The sequence below is a fragment of the Dokdonia sp. Hel_I_63 genome (assembly GCF_007827285.1).
Classification (GTDB): domain Bacteria; phylum Bacteroidota; class Bacteroidia; order Flavobacteriales; family Flavobacteriaceae; genus Dokdonia.
Genome location: NZ_VISD01000001.1, coordinates 3,335,204 through 3,351,422 on the forward strand (window position 1 = coordinate 3,335,204; position 16,219 = coordinate 3,351,422).

Annotated in this window: 20 protein-coding genes; 5 read left to right on the plus strand and 15 right to left on the minus strand. The window is 37.5% G+C overall.

The window, feature by feature from the left end; all coding sequences use genetic code 11:
- Positions 1–115 precede the first annotated feature (115 nt).
- The 3 genes from JM84_RS14680 to JM84_RS14690 form a co-directional block, all read right to left on the minus strand.
- Entirely contained in the window at positions 116–1,138 is a 1,023-nt protein-coding gene (locus JM84_RS14680) for an asparaginase (protein ID WP_144784956.1), read from the minus strand.
- Positions 1,135–2,256 carry a 1-acyl-sn-glycerol-3-phosphate acyltransferase gene (locus tag JM84_RS14685; RefSeq protein ID WP_144784958.1) on the minus strand — a complete coding sequence of 374 codons (1,122 nt, stop codon included), beginning with the start codon at positions 2,254–2,256 and terminating at the stop codon, positions 1,135–1,137. Before JM84_RS14685 ends, JM84_RS14680 begins: the two co-directional genes overlap by 4 nt.
- A 70-nt stretch (positions 2,257–2,326) precedes the next feature.
- Positions 2,327–3,103 carry a TatD family hydrolase gene (locus tag JM84_RS14690; RefSeq protein ID WP_144784960.1) on the minus strand — a complete coding sequence of 259 codons (777 nt, stop codon included), beginning with the start codon at positions 3,101–3,103 and terminating at the stop codon, positions 2,327–2,329.
- A gap of 121 nt (positions 3,104–3,224) precedes the next feature.
- On the opposite strand from JM84_RS14690, the gene JM84_RS14695 reads away from it, so the two are divergent.
- The 3 genes from JM84_RS14695 (at position 3,225) to JM84_RS14705 (ending at position 6,754) form a co-directional block, all read left to right on the plus strand.
- Positions 3,225–3,662, plus strand: coding sequence for a retropepsin-like aspartic protease (locus JM84_RS14695; protein ID WP_144784962.1), 438 nt, complete (start codon positions 3,225–3,227; stop codon positions 3,660–3,662).
- A gap of 260 nt (positions 3,663–3,922) precedes the next feature.
- Entirely contained in the window at positions 3,923–5,083 is a 1,161-nt protein-coding gene (locus JM84_RS14700; RefSeq protein WP_144784964.1) for a M12 family metallopeptidase, read from the plus strand.
- Positions 5,084–5,233: 150 nt separating this feature from the next.
- The gene (locus JM84_RS14705) at positions 5,234–6,754 is read left to right on the plus strand and encodes a GH3 auxin-responsive promoter family protein (RefSeq protein ID WP_144785230.1); all 1,521 of its coding nucleotides are present in this window, start codon (positions 5,234–5,236) and stop codon (positions 6,752–6,754) included.
- A gap of 68 nt (positions 6,755–6,822) precedes the next feature.
- Here JM84_RS14705 and JM84_RS14710 read toward each other — a convergent pair whose 3' ends face one another.
- The gene (locus JM84_RS14710; protein WP_013751241.1) at positions 6,823–7,497 is read right to left on the minus strand and encodes a hypothetical protein; all 675 of its coding nucleotides are present in this window, start codon (positions 7,495–7,497) and stop codon (positions 6,823–6,825) included.
- A 15-nt stretch (positions 7,498–7,512) separates the two neighbouring features.
- Here JM84_RS14710 and JM84_RS14715 point away from each other — a divergent pair, with 15 nt between their 5' ends.
- Positions 7,513–8,235 carry a DUF6503 family protein gene (locus JM84_RS14715; RefSeq protein ID WP_144784966.1) on the plus strand — a complete coding sequence of 241 codons (723 nt, stop codon included), beginning with the start codon at positions 7,513–7,515 and terminating at the stop codon, positions 8,233–8,235.
- A gap of 3 nt (positions 8,236–8,238) precedes the next feature.
- Here JM84_RS14715 and JM84_RS14720 read toward each other — a convergent pair whose 3' ends face one another.
- The 3 genes from JM84_RS14720 to rplU form a co-directional block, all read right to left on the minus strand.
- Entirely contained in the window at positions 8,239–8,790 is a 552-nt protein-coding gene (locus JM84_RS14720; RefSeq protein WP_013751239.1) for a hypothetical protein, read from the minus strand.
- Positions 8,791–8,924: 134 nt separating this feature from the next.
- Positions 8,925–9,185 (minus strand): 50S ribosomal protein L27, encoded by a 261-nt coding sequence (gene rpmA / locus JM84_RS14725; protein ID WP_013751238.1) that lies wholly within the window; start codon positions 9,183–9,185, stop codon positions 8,925–8,927.
- A gap of 40 nt (positions 9,186–9,225) precedes the next feature.
- Entirely contained in the window at positions 9,226–9,888 is a 663-nt protein-coding gene (gene rplU / locus JM84_RS14730; RefSeq protein ID WP_013751237.1) for a 50S ribosomal protein L21, read from the minus strand.
- Positions 9,889–10,236: 348 nt separating this feature from the next.
- On the opposite strand from rplU, the gene JM84_RS14735 reads away from it, so the two are divergent.
- A complete protein-coding gene (locus tag JM84_RS14735) occupies positions 10,237–10,806 on the plus strand; it encodes a hypothetical protein (protein WP_013751236.1) in 570 nt (189 codons plus the stop codon).
- Positions 10,807–10,874: 68 nt separating this feature from the next.
- Here JM84_RS14735 and JM84_RS14740 read toward each other — a convergent pair whose 3' ends face one another.
- From JM84_RS14740 to JM84_RS14775, 8 genes are all read right to left on the minus strand, one after another.
- On the minus strand, positions 10,875–11,363 hold the full coding sequence (locus JM84_RS14740; protein ID WP_013751235.1) for a DUF4199 domain-containing protein: 489 nt from the start codon (positions 11,361–11,363) through the stop codon (positions 10,875–10,877).
- A gap of 84 nt (positions 11,364–11,447) precedes the next feature.
- Positions 11,448–11,984, minus strand: coding sequence for an RNA methyltransferase (locus JM84_RS14745; RefSeq protein ID WP_013751234.1), 537 nt, complete (start codon positions 11,982–11,984; stop codon positions 11,448–11,450).
- A 62-nt stretch (positions 11,985–12,046) separates the two neighbouring features.
- Positions 12,047–12,931: a GTPase Era gene (gene era, locus JM84_RS14750; RefSeq protein ID WP_013751233.1), complete on the minus strand. Its 885-nt coding sequence runs from the start codon at positions 12,929–12,931 to the stop codon at positions 12,047–12,049.
- A 138-nt stretch (positions 12,932–13,069) separates the two neighbouring features.
- On the minus strand, positions 13,070–13,531 hold the full coding sequence (locus JM84_RS14755) for an RNA methyltransferase (RefSeq protein ID WP_013751232.1): 462 nt from the start codon (positions 13,529–13,531) through the stop codon (positions 13,070–13,072).
- A 63-nt stretch (positions 13,532–13,594) separates the two neighbouring features.
- Positions 13,595–13,819, minus strand: a complete 225-nt coding sequence (locus JM84_RS14760; RefSeq protein ID WP_013751231.1) for a hypothetical protein — start codon at positions 13,817–13,819, stop codon at positions 13,595–13,597.
- Between the two features lie 159 nt (positions 13,820–13,978).
- Positions 13,979–14,197 carry a YgjV family protein gene (locus tag JM84_RS14765; protein WP_013751230.1) on the minus strand — a complete coding sequence of 73 codons (219 nt, stop codon included), beginning with the start codon at positions 14,195–14,197 and terminating at the stop codon, positions 13,979–13,981.
- Positions 14,198–14,376: 179 nt separating this feature from the next.
- The gene (locus JM84_RS14770) at positions 14,377–15,072 is read right to left on the minus strand and encodes a VIT family protein (RefSeq protein WP_144784968.1); all 696 of its coding nucleotides are present in this window, start codon (positions 15,070–15,072) and stop codon (positions 14,377–14,379) included.
- A gap of 2 nt (positions 15,073–15,074) precedes the next feature.
- Positions 15,075–16,211, minus strand: coding sequence for an efflux RND transporter periplasmic adaptor subunit (locus JM84_RS14775; RefSeq protein ID WP_144784970.1), 1,137 nt, complete (start codon positions 16,209–16,211; stop codon positions 15,075–15,077).
- Positions 16,212–16,219: the final 8 nt, after the last annotated feature.

A 16,219-nucleotide genomic window follows, 5' to 3' on the forward strand; every position in this document is an offset into this window, starting at 1 on the left:
ATTACAACTCACTGTTGTAGGTGTTTCAAATTTTCGCGAAAGCGTATAATTCATACTCTTTCTAAAGGATTGCGAAATAACAAAAAAATAATAACTCATTCAAGAGTTACACACTTTATGTGAGCTCTCCTCGTAAAGAAGTTTCAAAGACTGTTTTAAACACTTTAGGCCCCAGCTCCTGCCCTAGTAAATACATCATTTTTGTAGTAGCGGCTTCTGTAGTCATATCGCCTCCATTAATGACGCCCATTTTCTTTAAAGCGACACTAGTTTCATAATTACCCATGTGCACGCTGCCAGAGATACACTGCGTGATATTTACGATAGGAACTCCTCGCTTGATAGTTGCTTTAAGCGCATCTACAAACCACGGTTGCGTAGAGGTGTTTCCTGCCCCGAAGGTTTCTAGCACCACGCCACGCGTACAAGGAATATTAAGCATGGCTTCTACTAAGCACTGCGAAATGCCAGGATATATTTTAAGTAGTAGAATCTCTGTAACTAATTTTCTGTGAACTTTAAGCACCTTTTTATTCGGTTTCCAGAGTGCGTCTTCGTTTATGGTGAGATGTACTCCTGAGGTGAGGAGTTCTGGATAATTAGGGGAGGTAAACGCTTCAAAATTTTCGGCACTTATTTTTGAGGTGCGATTTGCTCTGTATAGCTTGTACTCAAAATAGAGACACACTTCCGTTATAAGTGGTTTATTACGTTTTCTCAAAGCAGCTACTTGAACCGCAGTAATTAAATTCTCCTTTGCATCTGTGCGTAAATCTCCAATAGGTAGTTGTGACCCAGTAAACACCACAGGCTTAGAAAGATTTTCTAGCATAAAGCTTATGGCAGATGCGCTATAACTCATGGTATCGCTACCGTGCAGCACTACAAAACCATCATAGATATCGTAACCCTTTTTAATAAAATCACAAAGCTCGTTCCAATAGGTAGGATTCATGTTTGACGAATCAATCACGGTATCAAATGAGGCGGTGCTTATCTCACAATCTAGCAACCTTAATTCAGGGATTTTTTCAAGTAGTTCATCAAAGTTGAAAGCTTTTAAAGCTCCCGTTTCATAATCTTTGATCATACCTATAGTACCTCCTGTATATATTAAGAGAATCTTAGCCTTGCTCATACTTTTTCTGATTGTACTACTGGATTTGCATACATTAATAAGAAACTGTCTACTTCTATCTGCTTTTCTTTATCTACTCGCACTTCTAACCTACGTTCAAAATGACGTAATTCTTTCTCATCATAATGAGCGCTGTACTTATTGCTTTTATGGTATAGATCATATGCAATATAATTAGACGGCCACAACTTATAATGCTTCCAGATTATAGTATCTAAGGCACTGGCAAATGCTTGTAGCTTATCATTATCACTTGCATAATCCTGAGCAATTTGATCATAAATTTCTTCTGGCATAGGTGCAGCTGCTATATGGATATTGCGTTTATTACCTAGCGCACCTTTTAGAATGCTATTAAAATCTTCGTTTGCTGTTTTTATGTAAGGTACATTTTCTTGTTTTGCCACAATTTCGGGTACCTTCAAAATATCTGTAGGGTCATACTCATAAGAGATTGCGACTCCTACTATGTTAAGTTCTTTGAGATATTGCATTAGTGGTGTTTTACCACGAGCAATGGTGATCATCTTGAGTACGCCTTGCTGCGTTTTATCAAGTCCGTCTTTTGTTCGTCCTTCTCGCTGGGCTACCCACACAGATCTATTTTCTACTAGCAAGTGCTTAATATATTGAGACAAGAGTTTAGAACTCATAAGCATCTCACGTGGTGACTGCCCTCTTAACACCAAGAAGTTTCTATTGAGCTTAGACAGCTCCATTAAAAAGTCTTTTTGCACAAGGTTATCTCCTATCGCAGAGGCCGTTGTTATAAGACCATGATCTATAAGCGTCATATTAAGCAATGACGTATCAAGCACGATATCACGATGGTTTGACAGGTATAGATAAGACCGCTTTCGCGAAAGCGTATCAAACCCACTACACGTAAAATCCTCAGCACTTTTATCAAGTAGATTTGTTACTGATTTATAGATAACTTTTTCTTGAAAATCGGCTATTGAAAAGCAGGTACTGAGTACTTCGACAATTTCTTCTTGTGTTTTATTTGGAAATGTAAATTGCAGTAAAATCCTAAACATAGGATGTCTTGCTGCGTGAAGTAAAGCCTGATTTACTTCATTATCATTATAAGGTCGTATATGGTCGTATCTATTCAAAATAGTCTGGATTGTTTGTCACAAAAGAACAAAATATTTTGAGTCTTCATCTACTATTTACAAGAAGATGCTATGCACGCTTTGTAAAAAACACTTCATCTGCATTACTACTTGTTATTGCAGCGATTTCATCTAAAGGTTTTTGATAAATTGTCGCCAACTTTTCGGCTACTAAAACCACGTAGCTACTTTCATTACGTTTACCACGATACGGCACAGGACTCAAATACGGCGCATCTGTTTCTAGTACAATATGTGATAACGGTATCTCCGCTAGAAATTGATCGATTTTACCATTTTTAAAGGTTGCTACACCACCTATCCCAAGTTTCATGTTGTAATTAATGGCCTGCTCTGCTTGTTCTTTAGTTCCAGAAAAGCAGTGAAATATCCCAAAGAGATCATGTCCTTTCTCACTTTCTAGCACTTCAAAAACTTCGTCAAAAGCCTCTCTACAGTGTATAACGATAGGTTTTTTATACTTTTTGGCTAGTTGTATTTGTCGTTTGAAAGCATCTCGCTGAATTTCTAAAGTAGACGTATCCCAATACAAATCTATCCCTATCTCCCCTACTGCATAAAAATCACGAGCGGCAAATTGTGCCTCCACATGCGCCAGCTCTTCTTCGTAATTCTCCTTAACATGCGTAGGATGTAGACCCGCCATTAAAAACATATGATCTGGATAGTTTTTTTCTAACGCATACATACGCTCTGTATACTCAGAGTCTATCGCAGGAATAAAAAATCTGTTTACTCCAGCGTCAATCGCTCGTTGTATCATCACGTCCTGATCTTCATCAAAAGACTCGCTGTATAAATGGGTGTGGGTATCTGTAAAATTCATAGACCACAAAAATAGCTAGTGTGTCGAAAAGAGAGAAGGGAAAACAGATAAACCTGAGCTATGGTTTACAAAGCTGTAAGTCTATAGGATTGTAGTATTTTTGAGTAATACATTAATAATTATGCCTTCATTACGTGAGTTTCTACTTTCAAAAAAATATTGCCGTTCACGCCTTTTTCCTACCGTGACTAATCATCTTGAAATGAAAGCAAAAATTAATGGAGTAGAAGGTTCCTTTATACTCGATACGGGAGCTTCTAGTTCGTGCATAGATTTTGAGTTTGCAGATTTGTTTGGGCTACTTTCAGAAGATAGTGAGATTCTCGCTGCGGGTGCTGGTGCAACAGATATGATTACTAAGCTTTCGCGAAAAAACACCATTACCATTCAAAAATGGGAATATAAAAAACTAGACATCGTCCTCTTTGATATGTCACATGTAAATACAGCACTGAAAAATCACGATGCTGCTCCTGTTCATGGAATTCTAGGAGCAGATGTACTCAATGCAGGAAAAGGGATTATTGATTATCAATATAATTGCTTGTATTTAAAATAAGCGTAAGTTTTAACCACCATATCTTCTTATAAACTTAAGCTAAATGTTAAAATTTTAACGATTATTCAATTTAAACACCTATCAATCAGTAATCTATATTTTTTAACAAAATTCATATAATCCAATAAGAATTTTCTCACGTTTAAATATTTGTAACCATTACAGTATTTTTTTACTGTATTCATACAAACATTCAAGACAACTTTCTGCGGCCGCGATAAGTGATTTTGGAATTAACCTTTTTAATTTAAAATCCAATTATGAAAAATTTTCATCTAGCAGTCGCCTGCGCCTTATCATTATGTCTTTTTAATTCTTGTGAGAAAGAAGACATTAATGAAAATAGCGAAGCAGAAAACACCACTGTAGAAATCCAATCAAATGACATCGAGAAAGCAGAAGAAGCTTTCCCAGGTCAAAAAGGAAAATCACAAAACCTCTTTTACGGCTTACATAGTCTAGAAGTCGCGACTATAAACGACACCTATGTCTTTGAAGGAGATATAATCTTCTCAAAAAATCAACTACAAGAAAGCACGGATGCTACTCGCAGCACTGGACGTACTGGAGGTAGATGGGCAAACAATACCGTGTATTATGCTATAAATCCTAGTCTTCCTAATCAAGCTCGTGTTACAAATGCCATAGCAAACTGGGAAGCGAGCACTTCTGTACGTTTTGTACAACGCACAAACCAAGCTGACTATGTCTACTTCACTCCTGGTAGTGGTTGTTCTTCATATGTAGGAAGAATAGGTGGCCGCCAAGACATCACACTTGCAAGCGGTTGCTCTACAGGTAGCACCATTCATGAAATAGGCCATGCCGTAGGTTTATGGCACGAACAAAGTCGCGCAGATCGTGATGACTACCTCACCATCAACCTAAACAATGTACAAGATGGAGTGGATTATAACTTTCTAACATATGTTGCACAAGGACAAGATGGAACAGAATATACAGCCCAGCTTGATTTTAATTCTGTAATGCTCTATAGCTCTTTTGCTTTTAGCAAAAATGGCCAACCTACCATCACAAAAAAAGATGGTTCCACATATACTACAAACCGCACAGCACTCTCTAATGGAGATATTACTGGCATCAATATCATGTACCCAGGTGATGGTGGCGACGGAGGTAATAGTGGAGACATTTGTGATGGTGTAGCTGCATACAACAGCAACACAAACTACACTATTGGCAATCAAGTGACTTACCAAGGCAATCTTTATGAACGTGTAAATGGCGGTTGGACAAACCTAGGTCCTTGCGGAAGCAATCAACCACCTGCAGATATATGCGAAGGTGTGCCAGCATACAATGGTAATCAAAGTTATAGTGTAGGTGATTTTGTGACCTACCAAGGCGGGCTTTATGAACGTTTATCATCTAGCTGGGATCGTATAGGCGATTGTGGTTAGTCTTTTATAAATATCTAGCAATATCAATAGCCACTCTGCAAAGAGTGGCTATTTCTTTTCACAATTCTTCCTTAACATCGGGTTAAACTTGCTACAATCTATATTAACTTTATAGTGAGATTTAACATATTTGTAAAAACAATCACAACCATGGCTATTCTAGGATCTATAATAAAAAGTGCAATTGACTTAAAGGATACATTATCCTCAGACATTAATCCTATTCAAGAGCAGGAACAGGTTCTAGCAGATATGCTGAATACTGCAAAGGATACTGCCTTTGGAAAGTATTATGGGTTTTCTCAACTACTAGAAGAAGAAGATCAAGCAGCTGCCTTTTCAAAAATGGTTCCTTACCACGATTATAACCAGATGGACAGTATGTGGTGGGATCGCATAAAACATGGATTAGAAGATATAACATGGCCTGGAAAACCTCACTATTTTGCACTTTCTAGTGGTACCACTGGAAAAACGAGCAAAAGAATTCCAGTCACGGAGGAAATGGTTGCTGCCATAAGAAGCACCAGTCTTGCCCAAGTATCTGCACTTGCTCATTATGACTTACCAACAGATTTTTTTGATAAAGAAGTAATGGCTCTAGGTAGCTCCACAGATCTTATCGAACATGACGAATTTCTTGAGGGTGAAATAAGTGGTATTACAGCGAGTAATATTCCTTTTTGGTTTAAAGGATTTTACAAGCCTGGAGAAGATATCGCCAAAATTGAAAACTGGGATGAACGCGTAAAAACAATTGCAGAAAGAGCCAAAAATTGGGACATAGGCGCACTGAGCGGGATTCCATCATGGATAGAGCTTATGCTTAAAGAAGTAATTGCTTATCATAATGTAGAAAATATTCATGAAATCTGGCCCAATCTACAAGTTTTTACAAGTGGAGGCGTAGCCTTTAAACCTTACGAAAAGAGCTTTAGACAACTACTAGGAAGAGATATTACTGTTATTGACACATATCTAGCATCTGAGGGGTTCATGGCTTACCAGAGCAGACCTGAGACTTCCTCTATGAAGCTTTCTACTAATGCTGGTATTTACTTTGAATTTGTACCCTTCACTCCAGAGTATATCAATAATGACGGCTCGCTATCACAAGATGCTCCATCTCTTACTTTAAAAGAAGTAGAAACAGATGTAGACTACGTCCTTATAATAAGTACGGTTTCTGGCGCATGGAGATATCTTATAGGTGACACGGTTGCTTTTACGGATGTAGAGAGAGCAGAAATTAAAATAACAGGACGGACTAAGTTTTTCTTAAACGTAGTAGGCTCTCAACTTTCTGTAAATAAAATGGAAGTAGCCTTGAGAGAACTTGAAGAACAATTTGATATTGAAATTCCTGAATTTACATTGAGTGCAAAAAAGATAGATGGAGAGTTTTACCACTGCTGGTATCTAGGTACAACGGCAACTACAAATGAAAGCGAACTTGCAGAGGCTCTAGATAAAAGTTTAAAAGAAGCAAACAAGAATTATAAAGTGGCAAGAGGAAAATCTCTCAAAGGAGTAAAAGTCACCACTATTGACCCTAATATTTTTCACGAATGGAGTGGTCAAAACAAGAAAAAAGGAGGACAAGTAAAAATGGAGAAAGTGATGGATGAAGAGAAATTTGAAACCTTTGAAGACTTTGTTGCTAAGCAATAGTTTATAAAAAATCAACTATAAAAAAACGGGTATCATAATAGTGATACCCGTTTTTTATAAATATCTGGCTAGTTATGCTCTAGCAGGTGCATGACTTCTTCTGGCGACATATATAAACTGCGCAGGCGTTCTTTATAAGCCTCAGAGATATTTGCATGGTCGAGTATAAAGTTTTTAGTTTTTAAAATATAGGTTCCCATTCCATGCGTAATGGCATATACATCTGCGGTACGTTCTACTTCTTTAATATGAGCGCCAGAATATAAATACTTTACCCCAAAAACTAACATCCCAAACCCAGAACGTTCCCTATAATCCATTACATGACCTAGCTCATGCCCTAACCATCCCGTAACCACATCACTTGGCACTTCAGAGAAACTGAGCTCGTCTTGATCTATTTGTATCGTTCTCGAAATAAGAATTATATATTCACGTTTTTTACGAGACTTTAAAAAACTAGCCCAACGTGGTTGTGCCTGCATTGTTGACTTTTTTATATTGTCTTTAAACTGAAAAGTTATTGCAGTATTCCACAACTCTGGGTAATGCTCTAAAGCAAGTATAGCTTCATCATAAATTTCTTTAGGAATTACTTTATTCTCAAGGTTGAGCACTGCATCCTCAGTAGGTATTACATCTTTCTCTGTCATACTTTCAAAGTAGGGTTTATCTGCTTGCTGTGCTGTTAAGAGCATACTAAAGTTAGTTAGGATAATCCAAAAAGCAATGTGTATCTTCATCTTCAAAACATAGGTATGAAAAAATTATTAATAACGAGTATTGTTTATTGTCTCGCTTTCGCGAAAGCGGACTTTGCAACTGCACAATCTTTGAGACCTGTTACAGGTGCAGAGATTATTAAAAAATCAATAGCATTTCATGACCCTAATGGTAATTGGTCAACTTTTCAAGGGGAATTTACCCTAGCACTTGATATGCCAGAAAAAGCCTCTAGAAAAAGCGCAATCACACTAGACATCCCGAATGAATATTTTAATCTCACCACAGAACAAGAAGAGACAACTTCGTTTAGGGAGATAAGCAGTGACACTTGTAAATATACAGATGAGACTGGAGAAGTAACCACCACAACTACTAATAGCAAAGAGTGCGAGAGAACAAGAATGTATCGCGATTACTATTCCTATTTGTACGGACTTCCTATGAAGTTACATGATCCAGGAACTCAAATAGATCCCATGGTAAAAAATGTCACTTTCAAAGGAAAAAAATTTATCATGGTAAAGATAACTTATGACGAAGCTGTAGGTTCAGATGTTTGGCAATTTTACTTTAACCCCTCTACGTATGCCCTGGAAGTATATCAATTCTTTAAAGGCACCGATGAGACTACAGGCGAGTATATTCTTCTTGATGACATAGCTCTCATCGAAGGTATTAAAATGCCTAAAAACCGCGCTTGGTATTATAACAAGGATGATGGATACTTAAGAACAGATAGCATTGTACAAGATTAATCGCTAATCCCTTTTTACGGTTAAAATCGCTTGCTTATAATTACGCATACTGTAATACTCTGCATGCAAAGAAGAGGCAAACTCTTCTACCCTTGCAAAATTTACATATGATGGATTAAGACCATCATTAAAGTCCTCATCTGTGATAAGAAGCGCGATATACCATGTGTCGCCATAAATTCTAACAGGATCGTCATTAAATACAGGACCTATCCCATTTTCTTCCAACATTTTATTTGCTAAGGGTCTTAGTAAATTGACAGTTTTTGTATTCTTACTCACTTCATAAAACGAGACATAATAATTATTTCCATCAAGTACTACTGGCACATTATCTTCTACATAGTTGTGCTGTAGGTCATACTTTGTATTTACGTAAGTATAAAACTCATCTGCATCTTTTGGGTCTGTAAAGATGTATGAATACCTCTTTGGCAGCTTTTTATTAAACTTCTTAGCATTTTTAATAGAACCATTACTGAGGTCAGGAGCTATTGCCACTGGAAAACATGATTGTAAAACAACTACACAGAATAAACTTAGTATACATCTCATTTAATGTGTTTTACACAACGCATCAAACAACATACCAAAACCATAAGCACTTATTGAACTGAGTATAATCAAGAAAACCCTTACCGCATTGCGGTAAGGGTTTTATATGATAATTGAGAAACTATCCTCGTTTATTATGCCTCAAAAGGCACGATAGAAACGTAAGATTTGTTGTCTCTTTTCTTTTGGAATTTTACAACACCATCTACTCTTGCGTGTAGTGTGTGATCTTTTCCTCCGTATACGTTCTCACCTGGGTGATGCGTATTACCTCTTTGACGTACGATGATGTTCCCTGCGATTGCAGCTTGTCCTCCAAAGATCTTAACACCTAAGCGTTTCGATTCTGATTCGCGACCGTTTTTAGAACTACCAACTCCTTTTTTGTGAGCCATCTTGTTTCGGTTTTATAAGTTATACTTGATAGTATAGCAATTAAGCTTTACCACCGTCTAATTCGTCTTGCCATTTCTTAAGCTCATCCCACTTACCATCAGCAGCCATTTGTGCTTGTGCTGGCCATGTGTCAGTTACGTGATTTCCACGTACACCTGCGATAATTTCAGAAATCTTAGCAGCATCAGTTTTTGCAAGTTCTGCAAAAGTTGAAATTCCTGCCTCTACAAGAGTTTCAGCAATTTTAGGTCCGATACCTTCTACTTTTTTAAGATCGTCTGCTTTAGAAGATTTTTTTGCAGTAGCCTTAGGTGCAGTTTCCTTTGCAGGAGCAGCAGCTTTAGGTTCAGCTTTTTTCTCTTCTTTCTTAGGAGCAGCTTTCTTAGCTCCAGAAGTAGCGATACTTTCAATTACGATTTCAGTAAGAGACTGGCGGTGTCCGTTTTTCACACGGTATCCTTTACGTCTTTTCTTCTTGAAAACGATTACTTTGTCACCTTTAAGGTGTCTTAAGACTTTTGCTCCTACTAGAGCTCCGTCTATAGCTGGGGCGCCTAAAGTGATGTTAGATCCGTCTCCTACCAAAAGTACTTTGTCGAAATCGACAGTTTTTCCTTCTTCGGTAGATAGGCGGTTAACAAAGACTTTTTGGTCTTTTGCAACTTTAAATTGCTGCCCTGCTATCTCTACAATTGCGTACATAGCGATTAATTAAATATTGTTATTACACTAATAATAGCCCAAACCTCTCAGTTTAAGCGGGTGCAAATATACTATTTATCTTAAGATTTACAATAAGCATCATTTGTTTTTATATAATAATATCACTCTACAAATACATTCTTACAGAAATTCTAAAATGAACTTACAATAATCACCCGGCACCACGTCTCATTCTTACAAAGCTGAAACAACAAACTCCTATTTAACAGCACAGTAATACTATTAATAAGAAACATAACCCTATGAAAAAAATATTTTAACGTTTTTATTTGCACTTTAACGATTGTAGATATATTTTCGCTCACTTAACTAATCAATCAATTAACAATGAAACATTTAAAATCAATCATCACATTAATCATTTTAACATTTACACTTACATCTTGCTCTACAGATGACGCTCCAGATGTTGACACAAATCTTATTGTAGGAACATGGTCAATCCAAGATTTAAACTTCAGCAGCGATCTTACATATGCTTTTGCTGGTCAAACTATCTCATCTACCTCAAACGGTAGCGGATCAAACTTTGATTACACAGTAACTTTTAATGAAGACAACACACTGGTTGCAAATGGATCTTATGACTACATAGTAACCTCAACAACAGATGGCGAAGAATTCACCCAAACAATTACTATCGAAGACGTTGACACTAATGGAACTTGGAGCATCGATGGAAACCAACTAACTTTTACAGGATTTACAACTGCCCAAGTTGACAATGATTTTATTAGCGGAGGTCAAGATGCAGGAAGCTCGACAATAGAAATTCTCAACGCAACTACCCTTCTTATAACTAGCGATCTTGAAGATGCTGTACCTTTAGATTTACCAGAAGGAATAGATATAAACATAGAAGGATCTAGCGACGTAACGCTAACTAGAGTAAATTAAAACGTAACTCACAAGATCAAAAAAAACCGCCAATTGGCGGTTTTTTTTGTGTTTCTATTTTTAAGTAATTACCCTCTCACAGAGTCACCTCTATCTTTTAATACTTTCTTTGTTCCTTCTGTGTTCCAACTTGGCTTAAATAATTGCATAAAGCAAAGAGATAAGCATACCGCAGTTGCAAAACCTGCAATCGCTACTGTAAACACCACAGAACCTATACTTGTATTATACGTTTGCTCCCAAGGACCTATTAATCCATCTAAAAATTCTGGATTTACGTTTCCTGCATATAATGCAAAAAACCCTGTAAAAATGATAGTTGCTACAAATCCCGAGACAACTCCATTTACCATACCGTCGGTATAGCTATATGTAGCTCCGTTTTTGATTTGTGTGTACTTGATAACCTCGTATATACCAAAGCCTACGATCACTCCATTAAAGAGTGAGAATAGCACATTAGTATGCAAATTAAATAGAGAAAGTACTAAGAAGTACGCTATGAGGCCACCGCTCATTGCAAAAGCAAATCTGATAGGCATTGTGAATTTTGACATGTTGTTTAGTTTTTGTTAGATAAAGATAAACAAAAAATGCGATCACATTCTTAACCCACTGTTAAATAACAGCTTAACAAATCATTAAGAAACTCCTAACTTGCTGAATAGGTCCCAGATAACTACCCCAGCGCTCACAGAAATATTAAGAGAATGCTTTGTACCCACCTGTGGGATTTCAATAACAGTATTACTTAGAGACACAATTTCTTGCTGAACACCCTTTACTTCGTTTCCAAAAACAACAGCATACTTCTCACCAGTAGTGGGCACAAACTTATCAAGCATCACTGCTCCTTCTGCTTGCTCTATTGCACACACATGAACACCATCCTCTTTTAATTTTCTCACTAGAGCAATACTGTCTTCTACATATTCCCAAGTTACAGCATCTGTCGCTCCTAAGGCTGTCTTTTGTATATCGCGATGCGGTGGCGTTGCAGTAATGCCACAGAGATAGATTTTCTCTACTAAAAAAGCATCTGAAGTTCGGAAAACGGACCCTACATTATTAAGGCTACGTATATTATCCAGTACGATAATTATAGGCGTCTTCTCTGCCTCTTTAAAATCAGAAACAGATTTTCGGTTGAGTTCGCTATTTTTAAGTTTTCTATTCATGAATCAGTCGGTCTGGCCGTAATGCTTTGTAAACTTACGCTTTCGCGAAAGCGTACTCATAATTACTTCTGGTTGTATCCAAAACGCTTAAGCTGGTTAGAATTACTTCTCCAGTTCTTATTCACCTTTACATAAAGCTCAATATGTACTTGCTTACCAAAGAATTTCTGCAAATCCTTTCTAGCCTCTACACCTACTCTTTTTAGAGCAGTTCCTTTATGTCCAATTATAATTCCTTTCTGGCTATCACGCTCCACCATAATGACTGATCGCATGCGGATAATCTCATCCTCTTCAAAGAAATCTTCTGTATCAATCTCTACAGCATAAGGAATTTCCTTCTTGTAGTGCATCAAGATTTTCTCACGGATAATCTCATTTACAAAAAAGCGCTCTGGTTTGTCTGTAAGTTGGTCCTTAGGATAAAAAGCTGGTGACTCTGGCAAGAGTTCTATAATTCTATTGAATACCTGTGGCACACCAAAGCTCTCGAGTGCAGATATAGCAAACACCTCAGCATTTGGTACTTTTTCAGACCATAATTTTAAAGCCTCTGCTAGTGTATCTTCGTTACCTTTATCTATTTTATTTATAAGTAATAAAACAGGGATTTTTGAACCGCGTATTTTATTAAAAAATGCCTCATCTTTAAGCTCTTTCTCACCTAGCTCTACAATGTATAAAAGTACATCTGCATCTTCAAAAGCACTTTTTACAAAGTCCATCATAGACGCCTGTAACTCATATGCCGGCTTTATAATACCAGGCGTATCACTCAATAGCATCTGGAAATCCTCCCCATTTACAATACCTAAAATACGGTGACGCGTAGTCTGCGCTTTTGAGGTGATGATACTAAGACGCTCGCCCACAAAGGCATTCATAAGCGTACTTTTACCCACATTAGGGTTACCGATGATGTTTACAAATCCTGCTTTATGAGACATAATAATTTATTTTAGGCAAAGATACTTTAATTTGCCACGTTGCGCTTGCTCCTCAGCGAGAACTGAGGTAATAGATGAATAAATATATAATTGGAGTTTACAAATTCTATAAGTACGCTTTAGCGAAAGCGTAACTCATCAAGATCTAGGCTTTACCCTAGTCCTATCGTAAAGCACAATACTTCCCGCCACCGAAACATTGAGACTTAATGTAGATGGGAATTTTATAAGAAAATGCGACTTTTCTATAGCCTCATTAGTAAGACCATGATCTTCTGCACCCAATAAGTAAACGCAACGACGCGGGTGATGAAAGGTTTCTAGCGTCTCTGCGCGATCATCAAGCTCTACACCTACAATGCGTACACCTTTAGGCAAGTGCTTAAAAAAGTCATCAAAGGTATCATAATGGTAATACGGCATTGCCTTTACCGCATTATGCGTATCACTAGATTGCTTTGCATATCTATTACCGATGGTAAAAATAAAACTGGCTCCTAGGTTTTGAGCAGAGCGCCATAAAACACCTAGATTTTCTGGTGTTTTACCATTCTGTATCCCAATGCCAAAAAATTCGTTTGTAAAGTTGTCTGGTTGCATAGCCACACGCTTAAAAAGGGGTTCAATAAAAAAGAGACCGTCACAAGTGAGGCCTCTTTTATTTTACATACTATCAGGTCTACCCTTCAAGCGTTTTTCTATCTTTTTTTTCTTTTCGGTGAGACGCTTCATAGCATCCATTATTTCAGAGTCTTTTGTCTCTTTAAAAATCTCATTCAGTGCAAGAATGAGTCGTTTTGCCTCTCTTGAAGCAGCAACGCGATCACTGGTGGACATATTGCTCATTGAAGCATTTTCAAAAGCCACCGCTTCTTCCATTAATTTCATACAGTATTTCAAATTTTGGCGAATATAAGCGAACTCATACTAATTTACAAGGATTTATACAAATTTATGTTTAGCAATATTCATTTGTAGAATCAAAAAGCATAAATAAAACTATTGCTCTTCTCACTCACGATAAGCACTGTAAAACAGAGAGATACATTAATCCTTCTTTACAAAGAGATAATATCCGTTTACAAATAGTATTGCAAGATTAGTAATAATGATAGGAATACTACCTAATAACACTCCATACGTTACAAATAATGCACAACCTATAGAGTTTACAATACGCAACTTTCGTAGATCTTTATTTAAAAATGATAACAATACAAAAAGACTTGCTAAGTAACCGACAATTTCTGTAGGATTGATTTCCATTATTTTTTATTGTTTTAGTACGCAACGCGCACTGACATGAACGCGCGAAGATACTTTACAATCTAATCCATCACAAACTTTAAACCTATGGTAATGATACTAGCGACCTATCCTACTGCGCACAGTCTTTTGCGCAGTCATTCTTAAATACACTAACACCCTCGATAATTAACTCACAATTAGATACTCACATTAAAGAACTGACCTATAAGTGCAGTTAATCCCATAGCCAGCGTACCCCAGAAAGTAATTCTAAGCACAGCCTTTATAGGGCTCGACCCTCCAGCCTTTGCTGACACGACACCTAAAATGATTAAAAATAAAATGGCAGCTATATATTGCACATATTCCATCATCTCTAAAGGCGCCATAAAAGCAACCAGTACAGGTAAAAAACCACCCACTGTAAAAGCCACACCAGAAGAAAGTGCTGCTTGCAATGGTTTTGCCTCCGTCATTTCATGTATTCCTAGTTCATCTCTTGCGTGCGCTTCTAAGGCATTATGAGCTGTTAATTGGGTGGCAACTTCTAGCGCAGTCGCTGGACTGAGACCACGACGCTCATATATTCTTGCTAGCTCTAGGAGCTCCTCATGTGGTGTTTCTATAAGTTCGCGCTGCTCACGAGCAAGATCAGACTTCTCAACATCTGTTTGCGAACTAACAGATACATACTCTCCAGCTGCCATAGATAATGCGCCAGCCACTAAGCCGGCAACACCTGCAAGTAATACAGGTTCTCTAGTAGTACTTGCAGCCGCAACTCCTATAACGATACTCGCTGTAGACAGAATCCCGTCGTTTGCACCAAGTACTGCCGCCCTAAGCCACCCACTTCTATAGATGTAATGCTTTTCTGGTATCCTTGCCTCCATGATTACTCTCCTAATAAATTAAACACTCCTTTAGTTAAAAACTGCGTATCGGCCGCCATGTCAGTATTGAATTGCACTAATGAAAATCCTTCACTTTCTTGAACTACCTCAACTTCGGCTTGACGGAAATAATAGGTATCACCCTGCTTCTCATCTAGCACTAAGATATAAGAATTCTCATCTACCGTCACTATGGAGGATGAAGGTAACGCTTTCGCGAAAGCGGAATTTGTTACAATACTAGCATCTACAAACATTCCCGTTAAGAAATTAACACCAGACTCATCTTCTAGATGTCCATGCACTTTAATCGTTCTATTTGCTTCAATCGAAGTGCCTACAAGATGCACCTCAGCCTTATAAATCGCTGAAGAAGCTTCTGGGATTTTAAAATCTATTGCCTGACCTTTCTTTACTTTTAAGATGTCTTTTTCAAAAACCGAAAGTTCTAGATGTATATGATCATTGTCTATAATTTCTAAAATTTCGGTAGCTGGTGAAACGTATGATCCTTTTGAAACGTTTACCTTAGTAATGCTTCCCGAAATAGGCGCGTTAATGCTTACCACAGAACTTATCTTTCCAGCTCGAACACTCGCTGGAGAAATATTAATCATTCTAAGTTGTCTATCTAATCCCGTGTGTCTAGCAACTGCTGTTTTGTACTCACTTTCTGCTTTTAGAAAACTTTTTTGAGAGGTAATATTTTCGGCTCTCATTGTCACCTGTCTGTCGTATTCCGCTTTGAGATAAGTGAGTTGCTCATTTACCTCCATATATTGTTGTTGCAGGGCTACAAACTCAGGATTTTCAATAGTTACAAGCAGCTGACCTTTGCGTACGATATCACCTATAAGCAATGGAGTCGTTTTTATATAACCACCCATAGAAGCAGTTACAACGGCTCTGTTTTCTGGCGGTACATCAATCATTCCATTTACAATAACTACCGTAGGAAATGATTTTTCTTCCAGTCCTCCTAAAGACATTTTACTTTGATCAAACTGCGCCTGAGTTACTTGAATGCGATCATCCATCGCTTCTGTTTGAGAAGATGACTCGATTTGGTCTGTGGTTTTTTCTCCACAGCTTACTAGTATAAAACCTAGAAATGCTATAATATATAAGTTACGTATCATATGGTCTT

Coding starts and splice junctions, on each gene's coding strand:
- era (WP_013751233.1), bottom strand. CDS start 12,931: ATGTCTCATAAAGCAGGATTTGTAAACATCATCGGTAACCCTAATGTG.
- rpmA (WP_013751238.1), bottom strand. CDS start 9,185: ATGGCTCACAAAAAAGGAGTTGGTAGTTCTAAAAACGGTCGCGAATCA.
- JM84_RS14715 (WP_144784966.1), top strand. CDS start 7,513: ATGAAAAAATTATTAATAACGAGTATTGTTTATTGTCTCGCTTTCGCG.
- JM84_RS14705 (WP_144785230.1), top strand. CDS start 5,234: ATGGCTATTCTAGGATCTATAATAAAAAGTGCAATTGACTTAAAGGAT.
- JM84_RS14745 (WP_013751234.1), bottom strand. CDS start 11,984: ATGAATAGAAAACTTAAAAATAGCGAACTCAACCGAAAATCTGTTTCT.
- JM84_RS14680 (WP_144784956.1), bottom strand. CDS start 1,138: ATGAGCAAGGCTAAGATTCTCTTAATATATACAGGAGGTACTATAGGT.
- JM84_RS14710 (WP_013751241.1), bottom strand. CDS start 7,497: ATGAAGATACACATTGCTTTTTGGATTATCCTAACTAACTTTAGTATG.
- rplU (WP_013751237.1), bottom strand. CDS start 9,888: ATGTACGCAATTGTAGAGATAGCAGGGCAGCAATTTAAAGTTGCAAAA.
- JM84_RS14695 (WP_144784962.1), top strand. CDS start 3,225: ATGCCTTCATTACGTGAGTTTCTACTTTCAAAAAAATATTGCCGTTCA.
- JM84_RS14700 (WP_144784964.1), top strand. CDS start 3,923: ATGAAAAATTTTCATCTAGCAGTCGCCTGCGCCTTATCATTATGTCTT.
- JM84_RS14770 (WP_144784968.1), bottom strand. CDS start 15,072: ATGGAGGCAAGGATACCAGAAAAGCATTACATCTATAGAAGTGGGTGG.
- JM84_RS14765 (WP_013751230.1), bottom strand. CDS start 14,197: ATGGAAATCAATCCTACAGAAATTGTCGGTTACTTAGCAAGTCTTTTT.
- JM84_RS14720 (WP_013751239.1), bottom strand. CDS start 8,790: ATGAGATGTATACTAAGTTTATTCTGTGTAGTTGTTTTACAATCATGT.
- JM84_RS14755 (WP_013751232.1), bottom strand. CDS start 13,531: ATGCAACCAGACAACTTTACAAACGAATTTTTTGGCATTGGGATACAG.
- JM84_RS14775 (WP_144784970.1), bottom strand. CDS start 16,211: ATGATACGTAACTTATATATTATAGCATTTCTAGGTTTTATACTAGTA.
- JM84_RS14690 (WP_144784960.1), bottom strand. CDS start 3,103: ATGAATTTTACAGATACCCACACCCATTTATACAGCGAGTCTTTTGAT.
- JM84_RS14740 (WP_013751235.1), bottom strand. CDS start 11,363: ATGTCAAAATTCACAATGCCTATCAGATTTGCTTTTGCAATGAGCGGT.
- JM84_RS14760 (WP_013751231.1), bottom strand. CDS start 13,819: ATGAAATTAATGGAAGAAGCGGTGGCTTTTGAAAATGCTTCAATGAGC.
- JM84_RS14735 (WP_013751236.1), top strand. CDS start 10,237: ATGAAACATTTAAAATCAATCATCACATTAATCATTTTAACATTTACA.